Consider the following 17,975-nt stretch of genomic DNA (forward strand, 5'->3'; position numbering starts at 1 on the left):
CGGGGCGGGCGGTCCCCCGGACCGCCCGCCCGTGCCCCGTCGTCAGCCGCTGAAGCCGGCCACGTTCTGCTTCGTGACCACCTTCACCGGAACCTTCACCGTCTCCTCGACCTTCTTGCCCTGCAGGGCCCTGAGCGCGTTGTCCACGGCGATCCTGCCCAGCTGCGAGGGCTGCTGCGCCACGGACGCGTACAGCGTCCCCCCTTCGACGGCCTTCAGACCGTCCGGGGTGCCGTCGAAACCGACGACCTGGACCGACTTGCCGGCCCTGGAGCCCAGCGCCTTGACCGCGCCGAGGGCCATCTCGTCGTTGGCGGCGATGACGCCTTGGACGTCCGGGTGCGCCTGGAGCAGGTTCGACATCACGTCGAGGCCCTTGGTGCGGTCGAAGTCGGCCGGCTGCTGGGCGACCACCTGGATGCCAGGGTAGGCCTTCAGACCGGCCGCGAAGCCCGCCGCCCGCTCACGCGCCGCCGACGTGCCCGCCTGGCCCTGCAGGATCACGATCTTGCCCTTGCCGCCCAGCTTCTCGCCGATCGTCCGCGCGGCGAGCTCACCGCCCTTGACGTTGTCGGAGGCCACCAGGGCGTCCACGTTCGCCTTGTTGACACCGCGGTCGACGGCGATCACCGGGATCTTCGCCTTGTCGGCGGCCTTCACGGAGTTGCTCGCCGCGTCCGAGTCGACCGGGTTGACGATGATCGCGCCGAGGCTCGAACTGGTGAAGTTCTGCAGCTGGTTGGCCTGCTGCGAGGCGTCGTTCTGCGCGTCGGTGACGGTCAGGTCCACGCCCAGCTTCTTCGCCTCGGCCTGGGCGCCGGAGCGGATCTGCACGAAGAAGGGGTTGTTGAGGGTGGACAGCGACAGGCCCATCTTCGGGGTGGCCGAGGCAGAGCCGCCGTTGTGCAGGAAGGAGGTCGCGCCGACCAGCGCGACGGTGACGACCGCCGCGAGCGCGTAGGTCCCCGCCTGCTTGGTCCTGTTGCCGCCCGTACCCGCGGCCAACGGCGTGGCACCCGCCTTGCGCCGCAGCGTGTCGAGGAGCACCGCCAGCGCGATGACGACGCCGATGACGACCTGCTGCCAGAACGCGGAGACGTTGAGCAGGTTCAGCCCGTTGCGGAGCACCGCCAGGATCAGCGCGCCGATCAGCGTGCCGGACGCCTTGCCGGTGCCGCCCGCGAGCGAGGCGCCGCCGATGACGACGGCGGCGATCGCGTCCAGCTCGTAGCCGTCGGCGGCCTGCGGTTGCGCGGAGGACAGCCGGGCGGCGAGCACGATGCCCGCGACCGCCGCGAACAGCCCGGAGAAGGCGTAGATCGCGAGCTTCTGCTTCTTCACCCGCAGCCCGGACAGCCGGGCGGCCTCCTCGTTGCCGCCGATCGCGTACATGGAACGGCCGATGTACGTCCGCCCCAGCACGAAGGCCGCGAGCAGCCCCATGACCACCATGACCAGCACGGGCACCGGCAGCCAGCCGCCGGGCGTGTCGCCGAGGTGGGAGACGGAGTCCGGGAAGGGGATCGGGGAGCCCTCGGAGATCACCAGCGACAGACCGCGGGCCACTGACAGCATGGCGAGCGTCGCGATGAACGGCGGCAGCTTCCCGTACGCGATCAGGAAGCCGTTGACCAGTCCGGCCACGATGCCGGTCGCCACGGACAGCACGACCGCGAGGACGACCGGTACGCCGTGCGAGGTGGCGCTCCAGGCGAGGACGGTGGCGGACAGCGCGGCCACCGAGCCCACCGACAGGTCGATGCCCGCCGAGACGATCACGAAGGTGACGCCGAACGCGAGGACGGCGGTCACGGCCGCCTGGACGCCGACGTTGAGCAGATTGTCGGTGGTCAGGAAGTCCCCCGACAGCGCCGACAGGGCGATGACGAGGACGATCAGCGCGGTGAGCGCGCCGTTGTCGATGAGCAGGCGGCGCAGGCCGCCGGTGGCGCCACCGGCGCCCGTAGTTCTCTTGAGCGTGTCAGTGGCCACGGCTGGCCTCCGTTCCGGTCTTCTGGTTCGTGGGGTTGCTGACCGCGAGAGCCATCACGGCGTCCTGGGTGGCCTCGCCGGCCGCGAGCTCGCCCGCGATCCGGCCCTGGGCCATCACCAGCACCCGGTCGCTCATGCCGAGCACCTCGGGCAGATCACTGGAGATCATCAGTACGGCGGCCCCGGCCGCGGTCAGTTCGTTGATCAGCTGGTAGATCTCGACCTTGGCGCCGACGTCGATGCCGCGGGTGGGCTCGTCGAGGATCAGCACCTTGGTGTCGGCGAGCAGCCACTTGCCGATGACGACCTTCTGCTGGTTGCCGCCGGACAGCGTGCGCACGTGCTGCCCGAGTCCGGCCATCCGCACGCCGAGCTGCCCGGCGATCCGTTCGGCGGCCGCATGCTGCCCCTTGAGGTCGACGAGTCCCGCGCGCGTGGCGGTCCGCAGGGTGACGAGCCCGAGGTTCTCCTCGACGGACGCGTCCAGCACCAGCCCCTGGCCCTTGCGGTCCTCGGGCACCAGCCCGATCCCGGCGGCCATGGCGGCGTTGACGTCACCGCGCCGCACCGTGGTCCCGGCGACCTTCACGGCGCCCTTGTCGTACGGGTCTGCGCCGAACACGGCCCGCACGACCTCGGTGCGCCCGGCTCCGACGAGCCCCGCGATGCCGACGACCTCACCGGCGTGCACCTGGAACCCGACGTCGTGGAAGACGCCGTCCCGGGTGAGTCCCTCCACGGTGAGCAACGCGGCGCCCTTATCGGGCTGTTCACGCGGGTACTGCTGCTCGATCGAGCGCCCCACCATCAGCCGTACGAGCTCGTCCTCGGCCGTGGTGGCGGGGACCTGGCCGACGGACTTCCCGTCGCGGATGACGGTCACCCGGTCGCCCAGGGCGGCGATCTCCTCCAGGTGGTGGGTGATGAAGACGATGCCGACGCCGTCCTCGCGCAGTTGCCGCACGATCGCGAAGAGCTTCTCCACCTCCTCCGAGGTCAGGACGGCGGTCGGCTCGTCCATGACGAGCACGCGCGCGTTCAGGCTGAGCGCCTTCGCGATCTCGACCATCTGCAGCCGCGCGATACCGAGTTCACGCACACGCGCGCGTGGCGAGACGCTGACGCCGACACGCTTCAGCAGCACCTCGGCGTCGGCCTCCATGCGCTTGCGGTCGATCATCCCGAGCCGGCGCGGCTGCCGCCCCAGAAAGATGTTCTCGGCGACGGTCAGATCCGGTACGAGGTTGAACTCCTGGTAGATGGTGGCGATGCCCAGCCGCTCGGCGTCCTGCGCCCCGCGGATGCGCACCTCCTCGCCGTCCACCAGGACACGGCCCGCGTCGGGGTGGTAGGCGCCCGACAGCATCTTGATCAGCGTGCTCTTGCCTGCGCCGTTCTCACCGAGGAGTACGTGCACCTCGCCCCGGCGCAGGTCGAAGTCGACGCCGTCGAGCGCGACCACGCCGGGGAAGGTCTTCCGTATGCCCTCGATGCGCAGCAACTCGTCCCGGTTGCTCACGACGTGCTCCTTTGCACTGGGGTGGGGTTCTCGCCGCACGAGCGGCGTACGACGAGCCGGGCGGGGAGAGTGACGGACTGGGGAGGCCGCCCCTCGATGCGGTCGACCAGGGCCCGCACGGCGGCCCGGCCCAGCTCGCCCGTGGGCTGGGCGATCGCGGTGATGGGCGGATCGGTGTGGACGAACCACGGGATGTCGTCGAACGCGGCGAGCGCGATGTCCTGCGGAACGCGCAGCCCACGGGCGCGTACGGCGTCCAGCGCGCCCAGCGCCATCAGGTTGTCGGCGGCGAAGACGACCTCGGGCGGCTCGGGAAGGTCGAGGAACCCCTCGGTGACCCGCCGCCCGCTCTCGGCCTGGAAGTCGCCCTGGCCGATGTAGACGTCGGGGAGCTCCAGCCCGTGATCGGCGAGCGCCTCCCGGAAGACCTCGACGCGCTCGCGTCCGGTCGTGGTGGCCGCCGGCCCCGCGATGATCGCGAGCCGCCGGTGCCCCAGCCGGTGCAGATGCGCGACGAGGTCCCGTACCGCCGCCCGGCCGTCGGCCCGCACCACCGGCACGTCGACGCCCGGGATCCACCGGTCGACGAACACCATGGGCGTGCCCATGCGCGCGGCGTCCAGCATGAGCGGGGACCCGCCGTCGGTGGGGGAGACGAGCAGACCGTCGATCCGCCGGTCGAGCAGCGTGCGCACATGGTGGTCCTGAAGCTCGGGCCGCTCGTCGGCGTTGCCGATGATGACGCTGTACCCGAGCGCGCGGGCCTCCTCCTCGACGGAGCGGGCCAGCTCGGTGAAGTAGGGGTTCATCACGTCGCTGATGACCAGACCGAGGGTGTGGGTCTGGTCGGTGCGCAGCGAACGGGCGACGGCGTTCGGGCGGTAGCCCAGCGCCTCGACGGCGGCCAGCACGCGCGTGCGTGCGTCGGCGCTGACCGACGGATGGTCGTTCAGGACACGCGACACCGTGGCGACGGAGACCCCCGCCTCGGCGGCCACGTCCTTGATGCTCGCCATCGCCGCTCCACCTCCTCGTGAAACTCGTGGAATCGATTACACGACCCCGTGTACGGAGGATTGGAATCGATTACACGAGCGGTTCGCAAGCCCCTGAGACCGGATCGTGATGAAGCGGGGGCGCGGGAGGTACGGCGTGCAGGGGCGGCCGGAGGCCGGCGCCGCACACGTCGGCGCTACCGAGCCCCCGGCCCGGCGGCGGGTGGCCGCAGGCAGGGGGCTCGTGAGGGGGATGCTCGGAGCGTACGACCGGGTGCTCAGTCGTCGATGAACAGTTCCGCCGGCTCCGTGACGTGCATGGCTCGCTGCGCCCAGGTCGCCAGCTGATCAAGGTCGGTGCAGGACTGGACGCGCTCGCGCACGGCATCGGGCACGGGGATCTCGCGCCATTCCAGGATGCGCAGGGTCATTTCTTGACGGTCCTGGATTCGACCTTGCTCCAGGCCTTGCTCCAGGCCTTGCTCCCGTCCTTCCTCGCGCACCTGTTCCGCCAGCGGGTGCCGCCAGAAGTACTGGATCGCCGTCATCAGGTCCCTCCACATCTGCTTCGCCTGGGGGTCGGCCAGGCAGGAGTCGACGAACTGCACGAAGACAGCGGCGCTGTCCGGGTCGAGCCTGCGGGACACGTGTGTCATGGCCGAAAGCACCGCAAGGGGTACATCGCGCTGATCAACGAGCTACGCCGCCGAGAGTTCGCACCACACGTACTTGCCACGGTTGCCGTGCCGGGACAGGGGATGCCAGCCCCAGACCTCGGAGCAGGCCCGCACCAGCAGCAGTCCGCGGCCCTCCTCCGCCTCGCCGAGCCGCGCCAACGGCACCGGCGGCTCGGGGGGTTCGGGGTCCGCGTCCCACGCGCCGATCCGCAGCGTGCCGGGCGGCGCCCAGCGGACCCGTAGAGCGGCGGGGCCCTTGGTGTGGCGTACGGCGTTGGTGACCAGTTCGGTCGCGAGCAGTTCGGCGACGTCGACGAGTCCGATCAGGCCGTGGGCGGTGAGGATCAGGCGCAGGGTGCGGCGGCTCACGGTGACGGCGCGGGGGTCGTTGGGGATGGAGAGGCAGTACTCCCAGGGTTCGGGGGTGTTCTCGGGCACGCGGCAACTCCGTTTCGGTGGTGGGGGGTTGGCGGTGGCTTCGCCGCGGCCGTCAGGGCAGGCAGGACGGAGCGGTGCACTTCCGCAGAGTGATCACTACGTCACCGACGGTAGGGCTAACATGTTGCCCCGGACAAGCCGATCGCGTAAGTCACCCTCGAACGAGGAGCAGTTGATGGTCCTGAGGCGCGAAGCAACCGCACGTCAGGTGCGCCTGGGCAGCGAACTGCGCAGGCTCCGTGAGGCCGCGGGACTCACCGCCATCGAAGCGGCGGCGCTGCTGGGGGCGAATCGTGTCCAGATGAGCCACATCGAGTCCGGACTCGCGGGAGTGAGCGAGGAGCGGCTGCGTCGGCTCGCCTCGCACTACGCCTGTCTGGACACGGAGTTCATCGAGGCCCTGGTGGCCATGGCCACCGACCGAACGCGCGGCTGGTGGGAGGAGTACCGGTGGAAACTGCCTACGTCGTTCCTGGATCTGGCCGAGCTGGATCACCACGGCGCGTTCCGCCATGAGGTGGCCATCCTGTACGTTCCGGGCCTCATGCAGACGGAGGATTACGCTCGCGCGGTCTTCTCCGCGAGGCTGCCGGAACTCACCACCGAAGAGCTTGAGTTGCGCGTAAGCCACCGTATGAGGCGACAGCGGCTCACCATCCCGTACAAGTTGGTGATCCACGAGTCGGCCCTGCGCATGAGGGTCCGTGACCGTTCCGCTTCCCGGGCCCAACTTGCCAGGCTCCTCGAGCGCTCGGAAGCGGACCACGTCACCTTGCGGGTCATCCCCTTCGACCTCGACGATTTCGCGACCGCCTCAAGCACGATGACCTATGTGGGCGGACCCGTGCCCAAGCTGGACACCGTGGTGCGTGACGCCCCTCATGGCTCGGTCTTCATCGACTCCGAGGCACAGCTCAACGTCTATCGAACGCGCTTCCGTAGGGTGGAGGCTGTATCTCTCGAACCCGCACGGTCGCGTGACTTCATCCACAACCTGGCGAAAGAGCTGTGAGGCACTCCATGGGCAACTGGCGAAAGTCGTCCTACTCGGGCGAAGGCGACGGCAATGACTGTGTGGAGATAGCCACCACCCCCACCCACACCGCCGTCCGCGACTCCAAAACCCCCGCCCGGGCCGCCCTCACCTTCCCCACCCCCGCCTTCACCACCTTCCTCGAAGCGCTGAAATCCACATCCCTTCGCTGACTGTCAGTGCTCACCAGTACCGTCGGATCATGTCCAATCAGGCGGTGATCGAAGGCGTTCTGGAACGCATCACGTACGCCAACGAGGAGAACGGCTACACCGTCGCCCGCGTCGACACCGGCAGGGGCGCCGGCGACCTCCTCACGGTCGTCGGCGCGCTGCTCGGCGCCCAGGTGGGGGAGTCCCTGCGGATGGAGGGGCGCTGGGGGTCGCACCCCCAGTACGGCAAGCAGTTCACCGTCGAGAACTACACGACCGTCCTGCCCGCCACCGTCCAGGGCATCCGGCGTTACCTCGGCTCGGGGCTCGTCAAGGGCATCGGTCCCGTCTTCGCCGACCGCATCACCCAGCACTTCGGCCTGGACACCCTGCAGATCATCGAGGAGGAGCCGAAGCGGCTGATCGAGGTGCCCGGCCTCGGTCCGAAGCGGACGAAGAAGATCGCCGACGCCTGGGAGGAGCAGAAGGCGATCAAGGAGGTGATGCTGTTTCTGCAGACGGTCGAGGTGTCCACGTCGATCGCCGTGCGGATCTACAAGAAGTACGGCGACGCCTCCATCTCCGTCGTCAAGAACCAGCCGTACCGTCTCGCCGCCGACGTCTGGGGCATCGGCTTCCTCACCGCCGACAAGATCGCCCAGTCAGTCGGCATCCCGCACGACAGCCCGGAGCGGGTGAAGGCGGGCCTGCAGTACGCGCTGTCGCAGGCCACCGACCAGGGCAACTGCTACCTCCCGGAGGAGCGGCTGATCGCCGACGCCGTCAAGCTGCTCCAGGTCGACACCGGGCTCGTGATCGAGTGCCTCGCCGAGCTGGCCGAGCCGCCCGAGGACGGCGAGGACCCGGGTGTCGTACGGGAGAAAGTCCCCGGCGAGCACGGGGGACCGGTCACCGCCGTCTACCTGGTCCCCTTTCACCGGGCCGAACTCTCCCTCGCCGCCCAGCTGTTGCGCCTCCTGCGCACCGAGGAGGACCGGATGCCGGGGTTCGGGGACGTCGACTGGGACAAGGCCCTCGGCTGGCTCAAGGCCCGTACCGGCGCCGACCTCGCCCCCGAGCAGGAGGCTGCCGTCAAGCTGGCGCTGACGAAGAAGGTCGCCGTGCTGACGGGCGGTCCCGGCTGCGGCAAGTCCTTCACCGTGCGCTCGATCGTGGAACTCGCCCGCGCCAAGAAGGCGAGGGTCGTCCTCGCGGCCCCCACCGGCCGTGCCGCCAAGCGCCTCGCCGAACTCACCGGCGCCGAGGCCTCGACCGTCCACCGCCTGCTGGAGCTGAAGCCCGGTGGCGACGCGGCGTACGACCGGGACCGACCGCTGGAGGCCGACCTGGTCGTCGTCGACGAGGCGTCGATGCTGGACCTGCTGCTCGCCAACAAACTGGTGAAGGCCGTACCGCCCGGTGCCCATCTCCTCTTCGTCGGCGATGTGGACCAGCTTCCCTCCGTGGGCGCCGGCGAGGTGCTGCGCGATCTCCTCGCCGACGGCGGCCCCATCCCGGCCGTCCGCCTCACCCGCGTGTTCCGGCAGGCCCAGCAGTCGGGGGTCGTCACGAACGCGCACCGGATCAACGCCGGACAGCACCCCGTCACCGACGGCATGAAGGACTTCTTCCTGTTCGTGGAGGACGATACGGAGGAGGCGGGGCGGCTCACCGTGGACGTCGCGGCCCGGCGGATTCCGGCCAGGTTCGGGCTCGACCCGCGCCGGGACGTCCAGGTGCTCGCCCCCATGCACAGGGGCCCCGCGGGCGCGGGCAACCTCAACGGCCTGCTCCAGCAGGCCATCACCCCGGGCCGTCCCGACCTGCCGGAGAAGAGATTCGGCGGCAGGGTCTTCCGGGTCGGCGACAAGGTCACCCAGATTCGCAACAATTACGAGAAGGGAAAGAACGGTGTCTTCAACGGCACCGTGGGCGTCGTCACCGCGCTCGACCCGGTCGACCAGCGCCTGACGGTGCTGACGGACGAGGACGAGGAGGTGCCGTACGAGTTCGACGAACTGGACGAGCTGGCCCACGCGTACGCGGTGACCATTCACCGCTCGCAGGGGAGTGAATATCCCGCCGTGGTGATCCCGGTCACCACCGGTGCCTGGATGATGCTGCAGCGGAACCTGCTGTACACCGCCGTGACCAGGGCCAAGCGGCTGGTCGTCCTCGTCGGCTCGCGCAAGGCGATCGGCCAGGCGGTGCGCACGGTCTCGGCGGGACGCCGCTGCACCGCGCTCGACTTCCGGCTCTCACCCCGCCCCCTGGAGCCGTGAGACCGGGCACCGAGGCAGGCATCACAAAAAATGATCGATCAAATGAGTCGCGAAGGTCACAGAGCACTTCCGGATGGGCAACCAAGGGGGCAGGATGTGCAAGTTGGCGGCACTCAGTGCCGCCAGTAGGCCCGATGGTCGACCCCGAGTGCACTCTCCTGAGCCAATTGGGGGATGGTAGAGACAGTCAGGGCAACCTCGAAGATGAGGCACTACGTCGGTGAGGGAAGACGTGAGCGACAACTCTGTAGTACTGCGGTACGGCGACGGCGAGTACACCTACCCGGTGATCGACAGCACCGTCGGCGACAAGGGCTTCGACATCGGGAAGCTCCGCGCCCAGACCGGGCTGGTCACCCTGGACAGCGGCTACGGCAACACCGCCGCATATAAATCCGCCATCACCTACCTCGACGGCGAGGCGGGCATCCTCCGGTACCGCGGCTACCCGATCGAGCAGCTGGCCGAGCGCTCCACGTTCCTGGAGGTCGCCTACCTGCTGATCAACGGCGAGCTGCCGACCGTCGACGAGCTCTCGGTGTTCAAGAACGACATCACGCAGCACACCCTGCTGCACGAGGACGTCAAGAACTTCTACAAGGGCTTCCCGCGCGACGCCCACCCGATGGCCATGCTGTCCTCGGTGGTGTCCGCGCTGTCCACCTTCTACCAGGACAGCCACAACCCCTTCGACGAGAAGCAGCGCAACCTCTCGACGATCCGTCTGCTCGCCAAGCTTCCGACGATCGCCGCGTACGCGTACAAGAAGTCGATCGGTCACCCGTTCGTCTACCCGCGCAACGACCTCGGCTATGTCGAGAACTTCCTGCGGATGACCTTCTCGGTGCCGGCGCAGGAGTACGACCTCGACCCGGTCGTGGTCTCGGCCCTCGACAAGCTGCTGATCCTGCACGCGGACCACGAGCAGAACTGCTCGACCTCCACGGTCCGGCTGGTCGGCTCCTCGCAGGCCAACATGTTCGCCTCCATCTCGGCCGGTATCAACGCCCTGTGGGGCCCGCTGCACGGCGGTGCCAACCAGTCGGTGCTGGAGATGCTCGAGGGCATCCAGTCCTCCGGCGGCGATGTCGACTCCTTCATCCGCAAGGTGAAGAACAAGGAGGACGGCGTCCGTCTGATGGGCTTCGGCCACCGGGTCTACAAGAACTTCGACCCGCGCGCCAAGATCATCAAGGCCGCCGCGCACGACGTCCTCTCGGCCCTCGGCAAGTCCGACGAGCTGCTGGACATCGCGCTGAAGCTGGAGGAGCACGCGCTCTCCGACGACTACTTCGTCTCGCGCAGCCTCTACCCGAACGTCGACTTCTACACCGGCCTGATCTACCGCGCGATGGGCTTCCCGACCGAGATGTTCACGGTCCTGTTCGCCCTCGGCCGGCTGCCGGGCTGGATCGCCCAGTGGCACGAGATGATCAAGGAGCCGGGCTCCCGCATCGGCCGCCCGCGCCAGATCTACACGGGTGTCGTGGAGCGGGACTTCGTTCCTGTCGAGGAGCGCTGACGCCTGCCGGCGGTGCTGATCAATCTTCGCCTGAGAGCTCGGTACTGAAGGAGCGTGGGCGGCTGCGGGCCGGTTGTGGCTGGTCGCGCAGTTCCCCGCGCCCCTGCCAGGCGTTGCGCTGAGCGAACCTCGGAAGCTGAACAAAAGCGGAAGGCGCCCTGGCGTCGGTCCCCCCACGGGCCGACGTCCAGGGCGCCTTCCCATGTCCCGGTGCGGATTCCCCCCACGGGATCCGGCCGGGCGTCTGAGAGGACAGCGCCTGAATCGCTGTTCTTTCGGTACTGCCGGTACTGCGGTTGAGTAGAACGAGCAAAAGTACCCGTACTACTCCTGTGTGCGATCTGCCGGGACAACGCACGCTCGGGAGGGCCGCTCAAAGCTTCCCGACGTGCGTGCCCCGGCAACGCATCTCTGAGGAAGTCCCCCAAGACATCCCCAGATGCCAGTTCGCGCCCCCCAAGACGCTTACTGACATCGCCAACTTAGACCTTCGAACCCCTTCGATGGTTACGTTCGCATCACTGTGATCTGCGTCTCTTGCATTTGTCCGTTTGATACGCAAGAGCCCCGATGCAGCGATCGGGACTCAGGCGTAAGGATGATGCGCGAGCCTTGTGAAGAGCTTATGTGAGCCCGGCGCCGGACTCCAGAGGTCCTCTGGTCACGACTTCGGAGTAACCGCCAGTAACTTCTCAGGAGTTCATCGGAACGTCCGCAGTCTGAGACTGTTGGTGACCACGAAGACCGACGAGAACGCCATCGCGGCCCCGGCGATCATCGGGTTCAGCAGTCCGGCGGCGGCCAGCGGCAGCGCGGCCACGTTGTAGCCGAAGGCCCACACCAGGTTGCCCTTGATGGTCGACAAGGTCTTCCGGGACAGCCGGATCGCGTCCGCGGCCACCCGCAGGTCACCGCGCACCAGCGTCAGGTCGCCGGCCTCGATCGCCGCGTCGGTCCCCGTCCCCATGGCGAGTCCCAGGTCGGCGGTGGCCAGCGCGGCCGCGTCGTTGACCCCGTCGCCGACCATGGCGACGACCCGCCCCTCGTCCTGCAGCCGTCGTACGGCGTCCACCTTGTCCTCGGGCAGGACCTCCGCGATCACCTGCTCGATCCCGACCTCCCGCGCCACCGCCTCGGCCACGGCCCGGTTGTCCCCGGTCAGCAGCACCGGCGTCAGCCCGAGCGCCCGCAGCCGCCGTACCGCCTCCGCGCTGGTCTCCTTCACGGCGTCCGCGACGGCGACGACACCGCGTGCCGCACCGTCCCAGCCGACCACGACGGCCGTACGGCCGCCCCGTTCGGCCTCGTCCTTGGCGCGGGCCAGCTCCGGCGGCAGCACGTCGAAGAGCCGCCCCACGGCCACCTCGCGGCCCTCCACGCGCCCGCGCACACCCCGCCCGGGCACGTTCTCGAAGCCCTCGACGTCGGGGAGGCGTCCGGCCCGCTCCTCGGCGCCCACGGCGACCGCCCGGGCCACCGGGTGCTCGGAGGCGTGCTCGACGGCACCCGCCAGCCGCAGCACCTCCTTCTCGTCGGTGCCCTCGGCGACGTACACCTCCTGGAGGGTCATCCGGCCGGTGGTGACCGTGCCGGTCTTGTCCAGGACGACGGTGTCGACGCGGCGCGTGGACTCCAGCACCTCGGGGCCCTTGATGAGGATGCCCAGCTGCGCGCCCCGGCCGGTGCCGACCATCAGCGCGGTCGGCGTGGCCAGACCCAGGGCGCACGGGCAGGCGATGATCAGGACGGCGACGGCCGCGGTGAACGCGGCGACCGTGTCGCCGGTGACGCCGAGCCAGACCCCGAAGGTGCCGAGCGCGATCAGGATGACGACCGGCACGAAGACCGCCGAGATGCGGTCGGCGAGCCGCTGCACCTCCGCCTTGCCGTTCTGCGCGTCCTCCACCAGCTTCGCCATCCGCGCCAGCTGGGTGTCGCCGCCCACGCGCGTGGCCTCGACGACCAGCCGTCCGCCGGCGTTCACGGTCGCGCCGGTGACGGCGGAGCCCACGCCCACGTCCACCGGCACCGACTCGCCGGTCAGCATCGACGCGTCCACCGCGGACGCGCCCTCGACGACGGTGCCGTCGGTGGCGACCTTCTCCCCGGGCCGTACGACGAAACGGTCGCCGACCGCCAGTTCGGACACCGGCACCCGCACCTCGCGCCCGCCCCGCAGCACCGACACGTCCTTGGCGCCCAGCTCCATCAGCGCCCTGAGCGCGGCTCCCGAGCGCCGCTTGGCCCGGGCCTCCAGATAGCGGCCCAGCAGGATGAACGCCACGACCCCGGAGGCCACTTCGAGGTAGATCGTGGAGGCGCCGTCCATGCGCGACACGGTCAGCCGGAACTCGTCGTGCATGCCGGTCATGCCCGCGTCACCGAAGAACAGTGCCCACAGCGACCAGCCGAACGCGGCCAGCGTGCCCACCGAGACCAGCGTGTCCATGGTGGCCGCGCCGTGCCGGGCGTTGGTCCAGGCGGCCCGGTGGAAGGGCAGCGCGCCCCAGACCACCACGGGCGCTGCCAGGGTGAGGGACAGCCACTGCCAGTTGTCGAACTGCAGCGCCGGGATCATCGACAGCAGGACGACCGGGAGCGCCAGCAGGGCGGAGACGGTGAACCGCTCGCGGTAGGCGGTGAGCTCGGGGTCCTCCGCGTCCTTCCCGGCGCCGGGCGCCGCCTCGGCGGGCGGCTCGGGCGGGGGTGGCTCCTCGGCGGTGTACCCCGTCTTCACCACGGTCGCGATCAGGTCGGCGACCTGGATGCTCGCGGGGTAGGTGACCTTCGCCTTCTCCGTCGCGAAGTTCACCGTGGCGGTGACCCCGTCCATGCGGTTGAGCTTCTTCTCGACGCGGGCCGCGCAGGAGGCGCAGGTCATCCCGCCGATCTGCAGCTCGACCTGTGAGGCGTCGGCTATCGGTGTCTGCGTGCTGCCGGTCGTGCTTGTCGTGCTGGTCATGTCCGGACTCCAGACATCGGACCGGACCGTACGGAGCCAGTATCAGCTGGTCGGCACGGCCGGTCGGAGAACAGGAACGGAAGGGCCGGCGCTCAGGCCCGGCCGACGAGCTCGAAGCCGGCCTCGTCCACCGCGACGCGCACCGCGGCCTCGTCGAGGGGGGCCTGGGAGATCACGGTGACCTCGCCCGTGGAGGCGACGGCCTTCACGGAGGTGACACCGGCGATCTCGGAGATCTCGCTCGAGACGGACCCCTCGCAGTGCCCGCAGCTCATCCCGCTCACCTTGTAGACGGCGGTGACGGTGTCCGGGGTGTCGGTCTGCGCGGTCATGTCGTTCTCCTCATCGAGGCGTGTGGGGTTGCCGGGACCCACGGTGGGCCCCGCACGTTCCACAGTATACCCCTAGGGGGTATGACTCCAAGGGTCGGCGCCCCCGGAGGACGAGGACCGCGTCACGTTCAGGGTCTCGCCGCGTAGGCCAGCAGCAGAGCCAGCGCCGACACGGTGAGCCCGCCCCACAGGAAGAGGGCCCCAAGGCGCGTGCGCGTGCGCGCGTCCGGTCGCCGGGGCCGCCGTGGGGAGGGGATGCGGGCCCGCGGGGCGCCGGGCGGCGAGGAGTGGGTCACGGCGGATCCCCTCATGCTCGAGCAGGATGGATTTACCGGAACTTTATGGAGATACCGCCCGGCGCGCAGTCCGGGACGCCCGTTCTGATCACGCCGCTCGCCCCGCGGATGCCCCCGCCGGGCATCCTGTACGCGCACACGCGGACGACGACGGGAGCAGGCATGCGGGCTGTGGTGTTCGAGCGGTACGGCGAGCCGGCCGAGGTACGCGAACTGCCCGACCCCCGCCCGGCGCCCCACGGGGTCGTCGTCCGGGTCGAGGCCACCGGCCTGTGCCGCAGTGACTGGCACGGCTGGCAGGGCCACGACCCGGACATCACGCTGCCGCACGTGCCGGGTCATGAACTCGCCGGTGTCGTCGAGGCGGCCGGCGACCGGGTGACCGCCTGGCGCCCCGGCGACCGGGTCACCGTGCCCTTCGTGTGCGCCTGCGGGAGCTGCCCGTCCTGCGCGGCGGGCGACCACCAGGTCTGCGAGCGGCAGACCCAGCCCGGCTTCACCCACTGGGGCTCCTTCGCGCAGTACGTGGCCCTGGACCACGCCGACGTGAACCTGGTCGCCGTACCCGAGGACCTCTCGTACGCCACGGCCGCCTCCCTGGGCTGCCGGTTCGCCACGGCGTTCCGGGCGGTGGTGCAGCAGGGCCGGGTGGCCGCGGGGGAGTGGGTCGCGGTGCACGGGTGCGGGGGCGTGGGCCTGTCGGCGGTGATGATCGCGGCGGCGTCCGGGGCGCGCGTGGTCGCCGTCGACGTGTCGCCCGCGGCCCTGGAGCTGGCGCGGAAGTTCGGCGCGGCGCGGGTCGTGGACGCGTCGGGTGCGCCCGACACGGCCGCGGCCGTCCGGGAACTGACCGGCGGGGGCGCCCACCTGTCCCTCGACGCCCTGGGCTCTCCCGTCACCTGCGCGGCCTCCGTGAACGGCCTGCGCCGTCGCGGCCGGCACGTCCAGGTGGGTCTGCTGCCGTCACCGGACGGCACCACCCCCGTCCCCATGGCCCGCGCGATCGCCCTGGAACTGGAACTCCTCGGCAGCCACGGCATGGCGGCGCACACCTATCCGCCGATGCTGGAACTGGTCCGCGCGGGCGTCCTGCGCCCCGACCTCCTCGTCACCTCCACGATCGGCCTCGACGCGGCCCCCGCCGCGCTGGCCGCGCTGGGCACGGCGGCCGGAGCGGGGGTGACGGTCATCGAGCCGTGGGGCGGGCGCACGTAGAACCACCGCGCCCGCCCGCGGCTCACTCGTCTCTGCGGCCCCGGTTGCGGGGCCTGGAGGCCACCCACGCCCGCACGGTGTCGGCGTACCAGAAGGGCTTGCCGGCCTCGACGTGGTCGGGCGGCGGCAGCAGCCCGTGCTTGCGGTAGGAGCGCACGGTGTCCGGCTGTACCCGGATGTGCGCGGCGATCTCCTTGTAGGACCACAGCCGTCGGTCTGACATGAGTCGCACCTCCCTGCGCGCGCCGCGGGGGCGGCCGGGGAGGGCCGTCGGGGGAGCCGGGCGCGGCGCTGGCGATCACAAAGCCTGTGCCCGGTGAACGACGAGGCGCGAAAGCCGGTCAGGGCCTGTGCGCCGGGTGTGACGCAAGGCCCGCGTACCCGCGACATGTGTGACACGACGGGGGCGTTCGTGACAGGAGTGGTGCACGGGCGTACACGGGCTCTTGGGCGCGGCGCGTTGACATCGACCGGAGGGCGGCCCCCTGTGCCGACAAGGGGCTATGCCCCGCAGGACCTCAGGAACGCCCGGGTCCGCTGGGCGATGGGCAACGGCTTGTCCGGCTCGCAGGGGTACATGTCCTGCTCGACGATCGCGAACAGGTCGACGTCCAGCCGCTGGGCAGCCTCCAGCACGGGCCCCAGCTCGGGGACTCCGGCGGGCGGCTCGCACATCACGCCCTGGGCCACGGCCGGCCCGAACGGCGTCCCCTTGGCCCGCACGTCCGCCAGGATCTCCGGGTCCACCTGCTTCAGGTGCAGGTATCCGATCCGCTCGCCGTAGGTCTCGATCAGCTTGACGCTGTCGCCGCCGCAGTAGGCGTAGTGCCCGGTGTCCAGGCACAGCGAGACCAGTGACGAGTCGGTGCCGTCCAGGAACCGGACGACGTTCTCCTCGCTGTCGATGTGCGTGTCCGCGTGGGGGTGCACGACGATCTGCAGCCCGTACTCCTCGCGCACCCGCTGCCCGAGCCGCTCGGTCAGGGAGGTGAGGTTGCCCCACTGCTCGGGGGTCAGCTCGGAGGACTCCAGCACCTCGCCGGTCTTGTCGTCCCGCCAGAAGGACGGGATCACGACCAGGTGCCTCGCGCCCATGGCCTGTGCGAGGACCGCGTTGTCGGCCACGTGCGCCCAGGTCTTGTCCCAGACGGACTCGCCGTGGTGCAGGCCGGTGAAGACGGTGCCGGCGGAGACCTTCAGCCCCCGGCGGCTCACCTCCTCGGTGAGCACCTCGGGGTCGGTCGGCAGGTACCCGTACGGGCCCAGCTCGATCCACTCGTAGCCGGACTGGGCGACCTCGTCGAGGAACCGCTGCCAGGGCACCTGGCGGGGGTCGTCGGGGAACCACACACCCCATGAGTCGGGAGCCGACCCGATCCGGATGCGGGACAGTGAGGACTGGGAGGACAACGGCGTCATGCCGGTCAGCTTCAGCGGCAGGAGTAAGCGCTGTCAAGGTCTCGTCCGAATGTCTGGACAAAACATTGACAGGGCCGCGCGGACAGGGCTACAAACGCGGGGAGAGCCGTAACGAAGGGATGCCGATGGCGTACGACCTGATCACCATGGGGCGGATCGGAGTGGACCTCTATCCACTGCAGACCGGCGTCCCGTTGCCGCAGGTGACGAGCTTCGGCAAGTTCCTCGGCGGCTCGGCGACGAACGTCGCGGTGGCCGCGGCCCGCCTCGGGCACCGGACCGCGGTGATCACCCGCACCGGCGACGACCCCTTCGGCACCTATCTCCACGAAGCGCTGCGGGACTTCGGCGTCGACGACCGCTGGGTCACCCCGGTACCGGGCCTGCCCACGCCGGTCACCTTCTGCGAGGTCTTCCCGCCCGACGACTTCCCGCTCTACTTCTACCGGCGGCCCAAGGCCCCCGACCTGGAGATCGACGCCCACGACCTCGACCTCGACGCCATCCGCGAGGCCCGCCTCTTCTGGGTCACCGGCACCGGCCTGAGCGAGGAACCCAGCCGTACGGCGACGCTGGCGGCGCTCGCCCACCGCGCCAAGGCCGGCCCGACCGTCTTCGACCTCGACTGGCGCCCCATGTTCTGGACGGACCCGGCCTCGGCCCGCCCCTTCTACAAGGAGGCCCTGCGCCACACCACCGTCGCGGTCGGCAACCTCGACGAGGTGGAGGTCGCCACCGGCGTCCGCGAACCCCGGGCGGCCGCCGAGGCGCTGCTGGACGCGGGCGTGGAGCTCGCGGTCGTCAAGCAGGGCCCCAAGGGCGTCCTCGCCGTCGACAGCAAGGGCGGGTCGGCCGAGGTGCCCCCGCTCCCGGTGAACGTCCTCAACGGCCTCGGCGCCGGCGACGCGTTCGGCGGCTCCCTCTGCGACGGCCTGCTGGCGGGCCGGGACCTGGAGACGATCATGCGGCGCGCCAACGCGGCCGGGGCGATCGTCGCCTCCCGGCTGGAATGCTCGTCCGCCATGCCGACGGCGGACGAGATCGAGGCCGCCCTCACGGCCGGAGCGGTGCTGTGAGGGCCGGCCGGGTCCGCGGGGCCGAGGGCGAGGGCACGGACGTCGGCGCGACCGGCGCGCCGGCC

General features: G+C 70.3%; 15 protein-coding genes and 1 pseudogene. 6 read left to right on the forward strand and 10 right to left on the reverse strand.

Features of this window, described 5'->3' with window-relative positions:
- Nucleotides 1-42: 42 nt before the first annotated feature.
- The 5 genes and pseudogenes from ACQF4J_RS28660 to ACQF4J_RS28680 all read right to left on the reverse strand — a co-directional run bounded on the left by ACQF4J_RS28660 (nucleotide 43) and on the right by ACQF4J_RS28680 (nucleotide 5,621).
- On the reverse strand, nucleotides 43-1,992 hold the full coding sequence (locus ACQF4J_RS28660; RefSeq protein ID WP_427167114.1) for a substrate-binding domain-containing protein: 1,950 nt from the start codon (nucleotides 1,990-1,992) through the stop codon (nucleotides 43-45).
- Nucleotides 1,982-3,511 (reverse strand): sugar ABC transporter ATP-binding protein, encoded by a 1,530-nt coding sequence (locus ACQF4J_RS28665; RefSeq protein WP_351800367.1) that lies wholly within the window; start codon nucleotides 3,509-3,511, stop codon nucleotides 1,982-1,984. The genes ACQF4J_RS28660 and ACQF4J_RS28665 overlap by 11 nt, the downstream gene beginning before the upstream one ends.
- A complete protein-coding gene (locus ACQF4J_RS28670; RefSeq protein ID WP_351565740.1) occupies nucleotides 3,508-4,527 on the reverse strand; it encodes a LacI family DNA-binding transcriptional regulator in 1,020 nt (339 codons plus the stop codon). The genes ACQF4J_RS28665 and ACQF4J_RS28670 overlap by 4 nt, the downstream gene beginning before the upstream one ends.
- Before the next feature lie 257 nt (nucleotides 4,528-4,784).
- Nucleotides 4,785-5,195: pseudogene (locus ACQF4J_RS28675) on the reverse strand (hypothetical protein); the annotation flags it as partial.
- 9 nt (nucleotides 5,196-5,204) lie between these two features.
- On the reverse strand, nucleotides 5,205-5,621 hold the full coding sequence (locus ACQF4J_RS28680; RefSeq protein WP_351565744.1) for an ATP-binding protein: 417 nt from the start codon (nucleotides 5,619-5,621) through the stop codon (nucleotides 5,205-5,207).
- A gap of 175 nt (nucleotides 5,622-5,796) precedes the next feature.
- On the opposite strand from ACQF4J_RS28680, the gene ACQF4J_RS28685 reads away from it, so the two are divergent.
- From ACQF4J_RS28685 to ACQF4J_RS28700, 4 genes are all read left to right on the forward strand, one after another.
- Complete coding sequence (locus tag ACQF4J_RS28685) at nucleotides 5,797-6,633, forward strand: helix-turn-helix domain-containing protein (RefSeq protein WP_351565746.1); 837 nt, start codon at nucleotides 5,797-5,799, stop codon at nucleotides 6,631-6,633.
- Nucleotides 6,634-6,641: 8 nt separating this feature from the next.
- A complete protein-coding gene (locus ACQF4J_RS28690; RefSeq protein WP_351565748.1) occupies nucleotides 6,642-6,827 on the forward strand; it encodes a DUF397 domain-containing protein in 186 nt (61 codons plus the stop codon).
- Nucleotides 6,828-6,856: 29 nt separating this feature from the next.
- Nucleotides 6,857-9,088: an SF1B family DNA helicase RecD2 gene (gene recD2, locus ACQF4J_RS28695; RefSeq protein ID WP_351565751.1), complete on the forward strand. Its 2,232-nt coding sequence runs from the start codon at nucleotides 6,857-6,859 to the stop codon at nucleotides 9,086-9,088.
- Between the two features lie 232 nt (nucleotides 9,089-9,320).
- Nucleotides 9,321-10,610 carry a citrate synthase gene (locus ACQF4J_RS28700; RefSeq protein WP_351565754.1) on the forward strand — a complete coding sequence of 430 codons (1,290 nt, stop codon included), beginning with the start codon at nucleotides 9,321-9,323 and terminating at the stop codon, nucleotides 10,608-10,610.
- A 700-nt stretch (nucleotides 10,611-11,310) separates the two neighbouring features.
- Here the strand turns inward: ACQF4J_RS28700 and ACQF4J_RS28705 are convergent.
- The 3 genes from ACQF4J_RS28705 to ACQF4J_RS28715 all read right to left on the reverse strand — a co-directional run bounded on the left by ACQF4J_RS28705 (nucleotide 11,311) and on the right by ACQF4J_RS28715 (nucleotide 14,215).
- Nucleotides 11,311-13,572, reverse strand: a complete 2,262-nt coding sequence (locus ACQF4J_RS28705) for a heavy metal translocating P-type ATPase (protein ID WP_427167115.1) — start codon at nucleotides 13,570-13,572, stop codon at nucleotides 11,311-11,313.
- A gap of 92 nt (nucleotides 13,573-13,664) precedes the next feature.
- Nucleotides 13,665-13,904 (reverse strand): heavy-metal-associated domain-containing protein, encoded by a 240-nt coding sequence (locus ACQF4J_RS28710; protein ID WP_351565760.1) that lies wholly within the window; start codon nucleotides 13,902-13,904, stop codon nucleotides 13,665-13,667.
- A 128-nt stretch (nucleotides 13,905-14,032) separates the two neighbouring features.
- Nucleotides 14,033-14,215, reverse strand: coding sequence for a hypothetical protein (locus tag ACQF4J_RS28715; RefSeq protein WP_427167118.1), 183 nt, complete (start codon nucleotides 14,213-14,215; stop codon nucleotides 14,033-14,035).
- A gap of 147 nt (nucleotides 14,216-14,362) precedes the next feature.
- Here ACQF4J_RS28715 and ACQF4J_RS28720 point away from each other — a divergent pair, with 147 nt between their 5' ends.
- Entirely contained in the window at nucleotides 14,363-15,415 is a 1,053-nt protein-coding gene (locus ACQF4J_RS28720) for a zinc-dependent alcohol dehydrogenase family protein (protein ID WP_427168629.1), read from the forward strand.
- 22 nt (nucleotides 15,416-15,437) lie between these two features.
- Here ACQF4J_RS28720 and ACQF4J_RS28725 read toward each other — a convergent pair whose 3' ends face one another.
- Nucleotides 15,438-15,638 carry a helix-turn-helix transcriptional regulator gene (locus ACQF4J_RS28725; RefSeq protein ID WP_351565767.1) on the reverse strand — a complete coding sequence of 67 codons (201 nt, stop codon included), beginning with the start codon at nucleotides 15,636-15,638 and terminating at the stop codon, nucleotides 15,438-15,440.
- Nucleotides 15,639-15,916: 278 nt separating this feature from the next.
- Nucleotides 15,917-16,834 (reverse strand): sugar phosphate isomerase/epimerase family protein, encoded by a 918-nt coding sequence (locus ACQF4J_RS28730; protein WP_351800373.1) that lies wholly within the window; start codon nucleotides 16,832-16,834, stop codon nucleotides 15,917-15,919.
- Nucleotides 16,835-16,959: 125 nt separating this feature from the next.
- Between ACQF4J_RS28730 and iolC the strand changes: the two genes are divergently transcribed.
- Nucleotides 16,960-17,910: a 5-dehydro-2-deoxygluconokinase gene (gene iolC, locus ACQF4J_RS28735; RefSeq protein WP_351565781.1), complete on the forward strand. Its 951-nt coding sequence runs from the start codon at nucleotides 16,960-16,962 to the stop codon at nucleotides 17,908-17,910.
- Nucleotides 17,911-17,975: the final 65 nt, after the last annotated feature.

It is taken from the genome of Streptomyces sp. C1-1, from assembly GCF_050214755.1.
Classification (GTDB): Bacteria; Actinomycetota; Actinomycetes; order Streptomycetales; family Streptomycetaceae; genus Streptomyces.

Coding starts and splice junctions, on each gene's coding strand:
- ACQF4J_RS28670 (WP_351565740.1), bottom strand. CDS start 4,527: ATGGCGAGCATCAAGGACGTGGCCGCCGAGGCGGGGGTCTCCGTCGCC.
- ACQF4J_RS28685 (WP_351565746.1), top strand. CDS start 5,797: ATGGTCCTGAGGCGCGAAGCAACCGCACGTCAGGTGCGCCTGGGCAGC.
- ACQF4J_RS28690 (WP_351565748.1), top strand. CDS start 6,642: ATGGGCAACTGGCGAAAGTCGTCCTACTCGGGCGAAGGCGACGGCAAT.
- recD2 (WP_351565751.1), top strand. CDS start 6,857: ATGTCCAATCAGGCGGTGATCGAAGGCGTTCTGGAACGCATCACGTAC.
- ACQF4J_RS28705 (WP_427167115.1), bottom strand. CDS start 13,572: ATGACCAGCACGACAAGCACGACCGGCAGCACGCAGACACCGATAGCC.
- ACQF4J_RS28710 (WP_351565760.1), bottom strand. CDS start 13,904: ATGACCGCGCAGACCGACACCCCGGACACCGTCACCGCCGTCTACAAG.
- ACQF4J_RS28715 (WP_427167118.1), bottom strand. CDS start 14,215: ATGAGGGGATCCGCCGTGACCCACTCCTCGCCGCCCGGCGCCCCGCGG.
- ACQF4J_RS28720 (WP_427168629.1), top strand. CDS start 14,363: ATGCGGGCTGTGGTGTTCGAGCGGTACGGCGAGCCGGCCGAGGTACGC.
- ACQF4J_RS28725 (WP_351565767.1), bottom strand. CDS start 15,638: ATGTCAGACCGACGGCTGTGGTCCTACAAGGAGATCGCCGCGCACATC.
- ACQF4J_RS28730 (WP_351800373.1), bottom strand. CDS start 16,834: ATGACGCCGTTGTCCTCCCAGTCCTCACTGTCCCGCATCCGGATCGGG.
- iolC (WP_351565781.1), top strand. CDS start 16,960: ATGGCGTACGACCTGATCACCATGGGGCGGATCGGAGTGGACCTCTAT.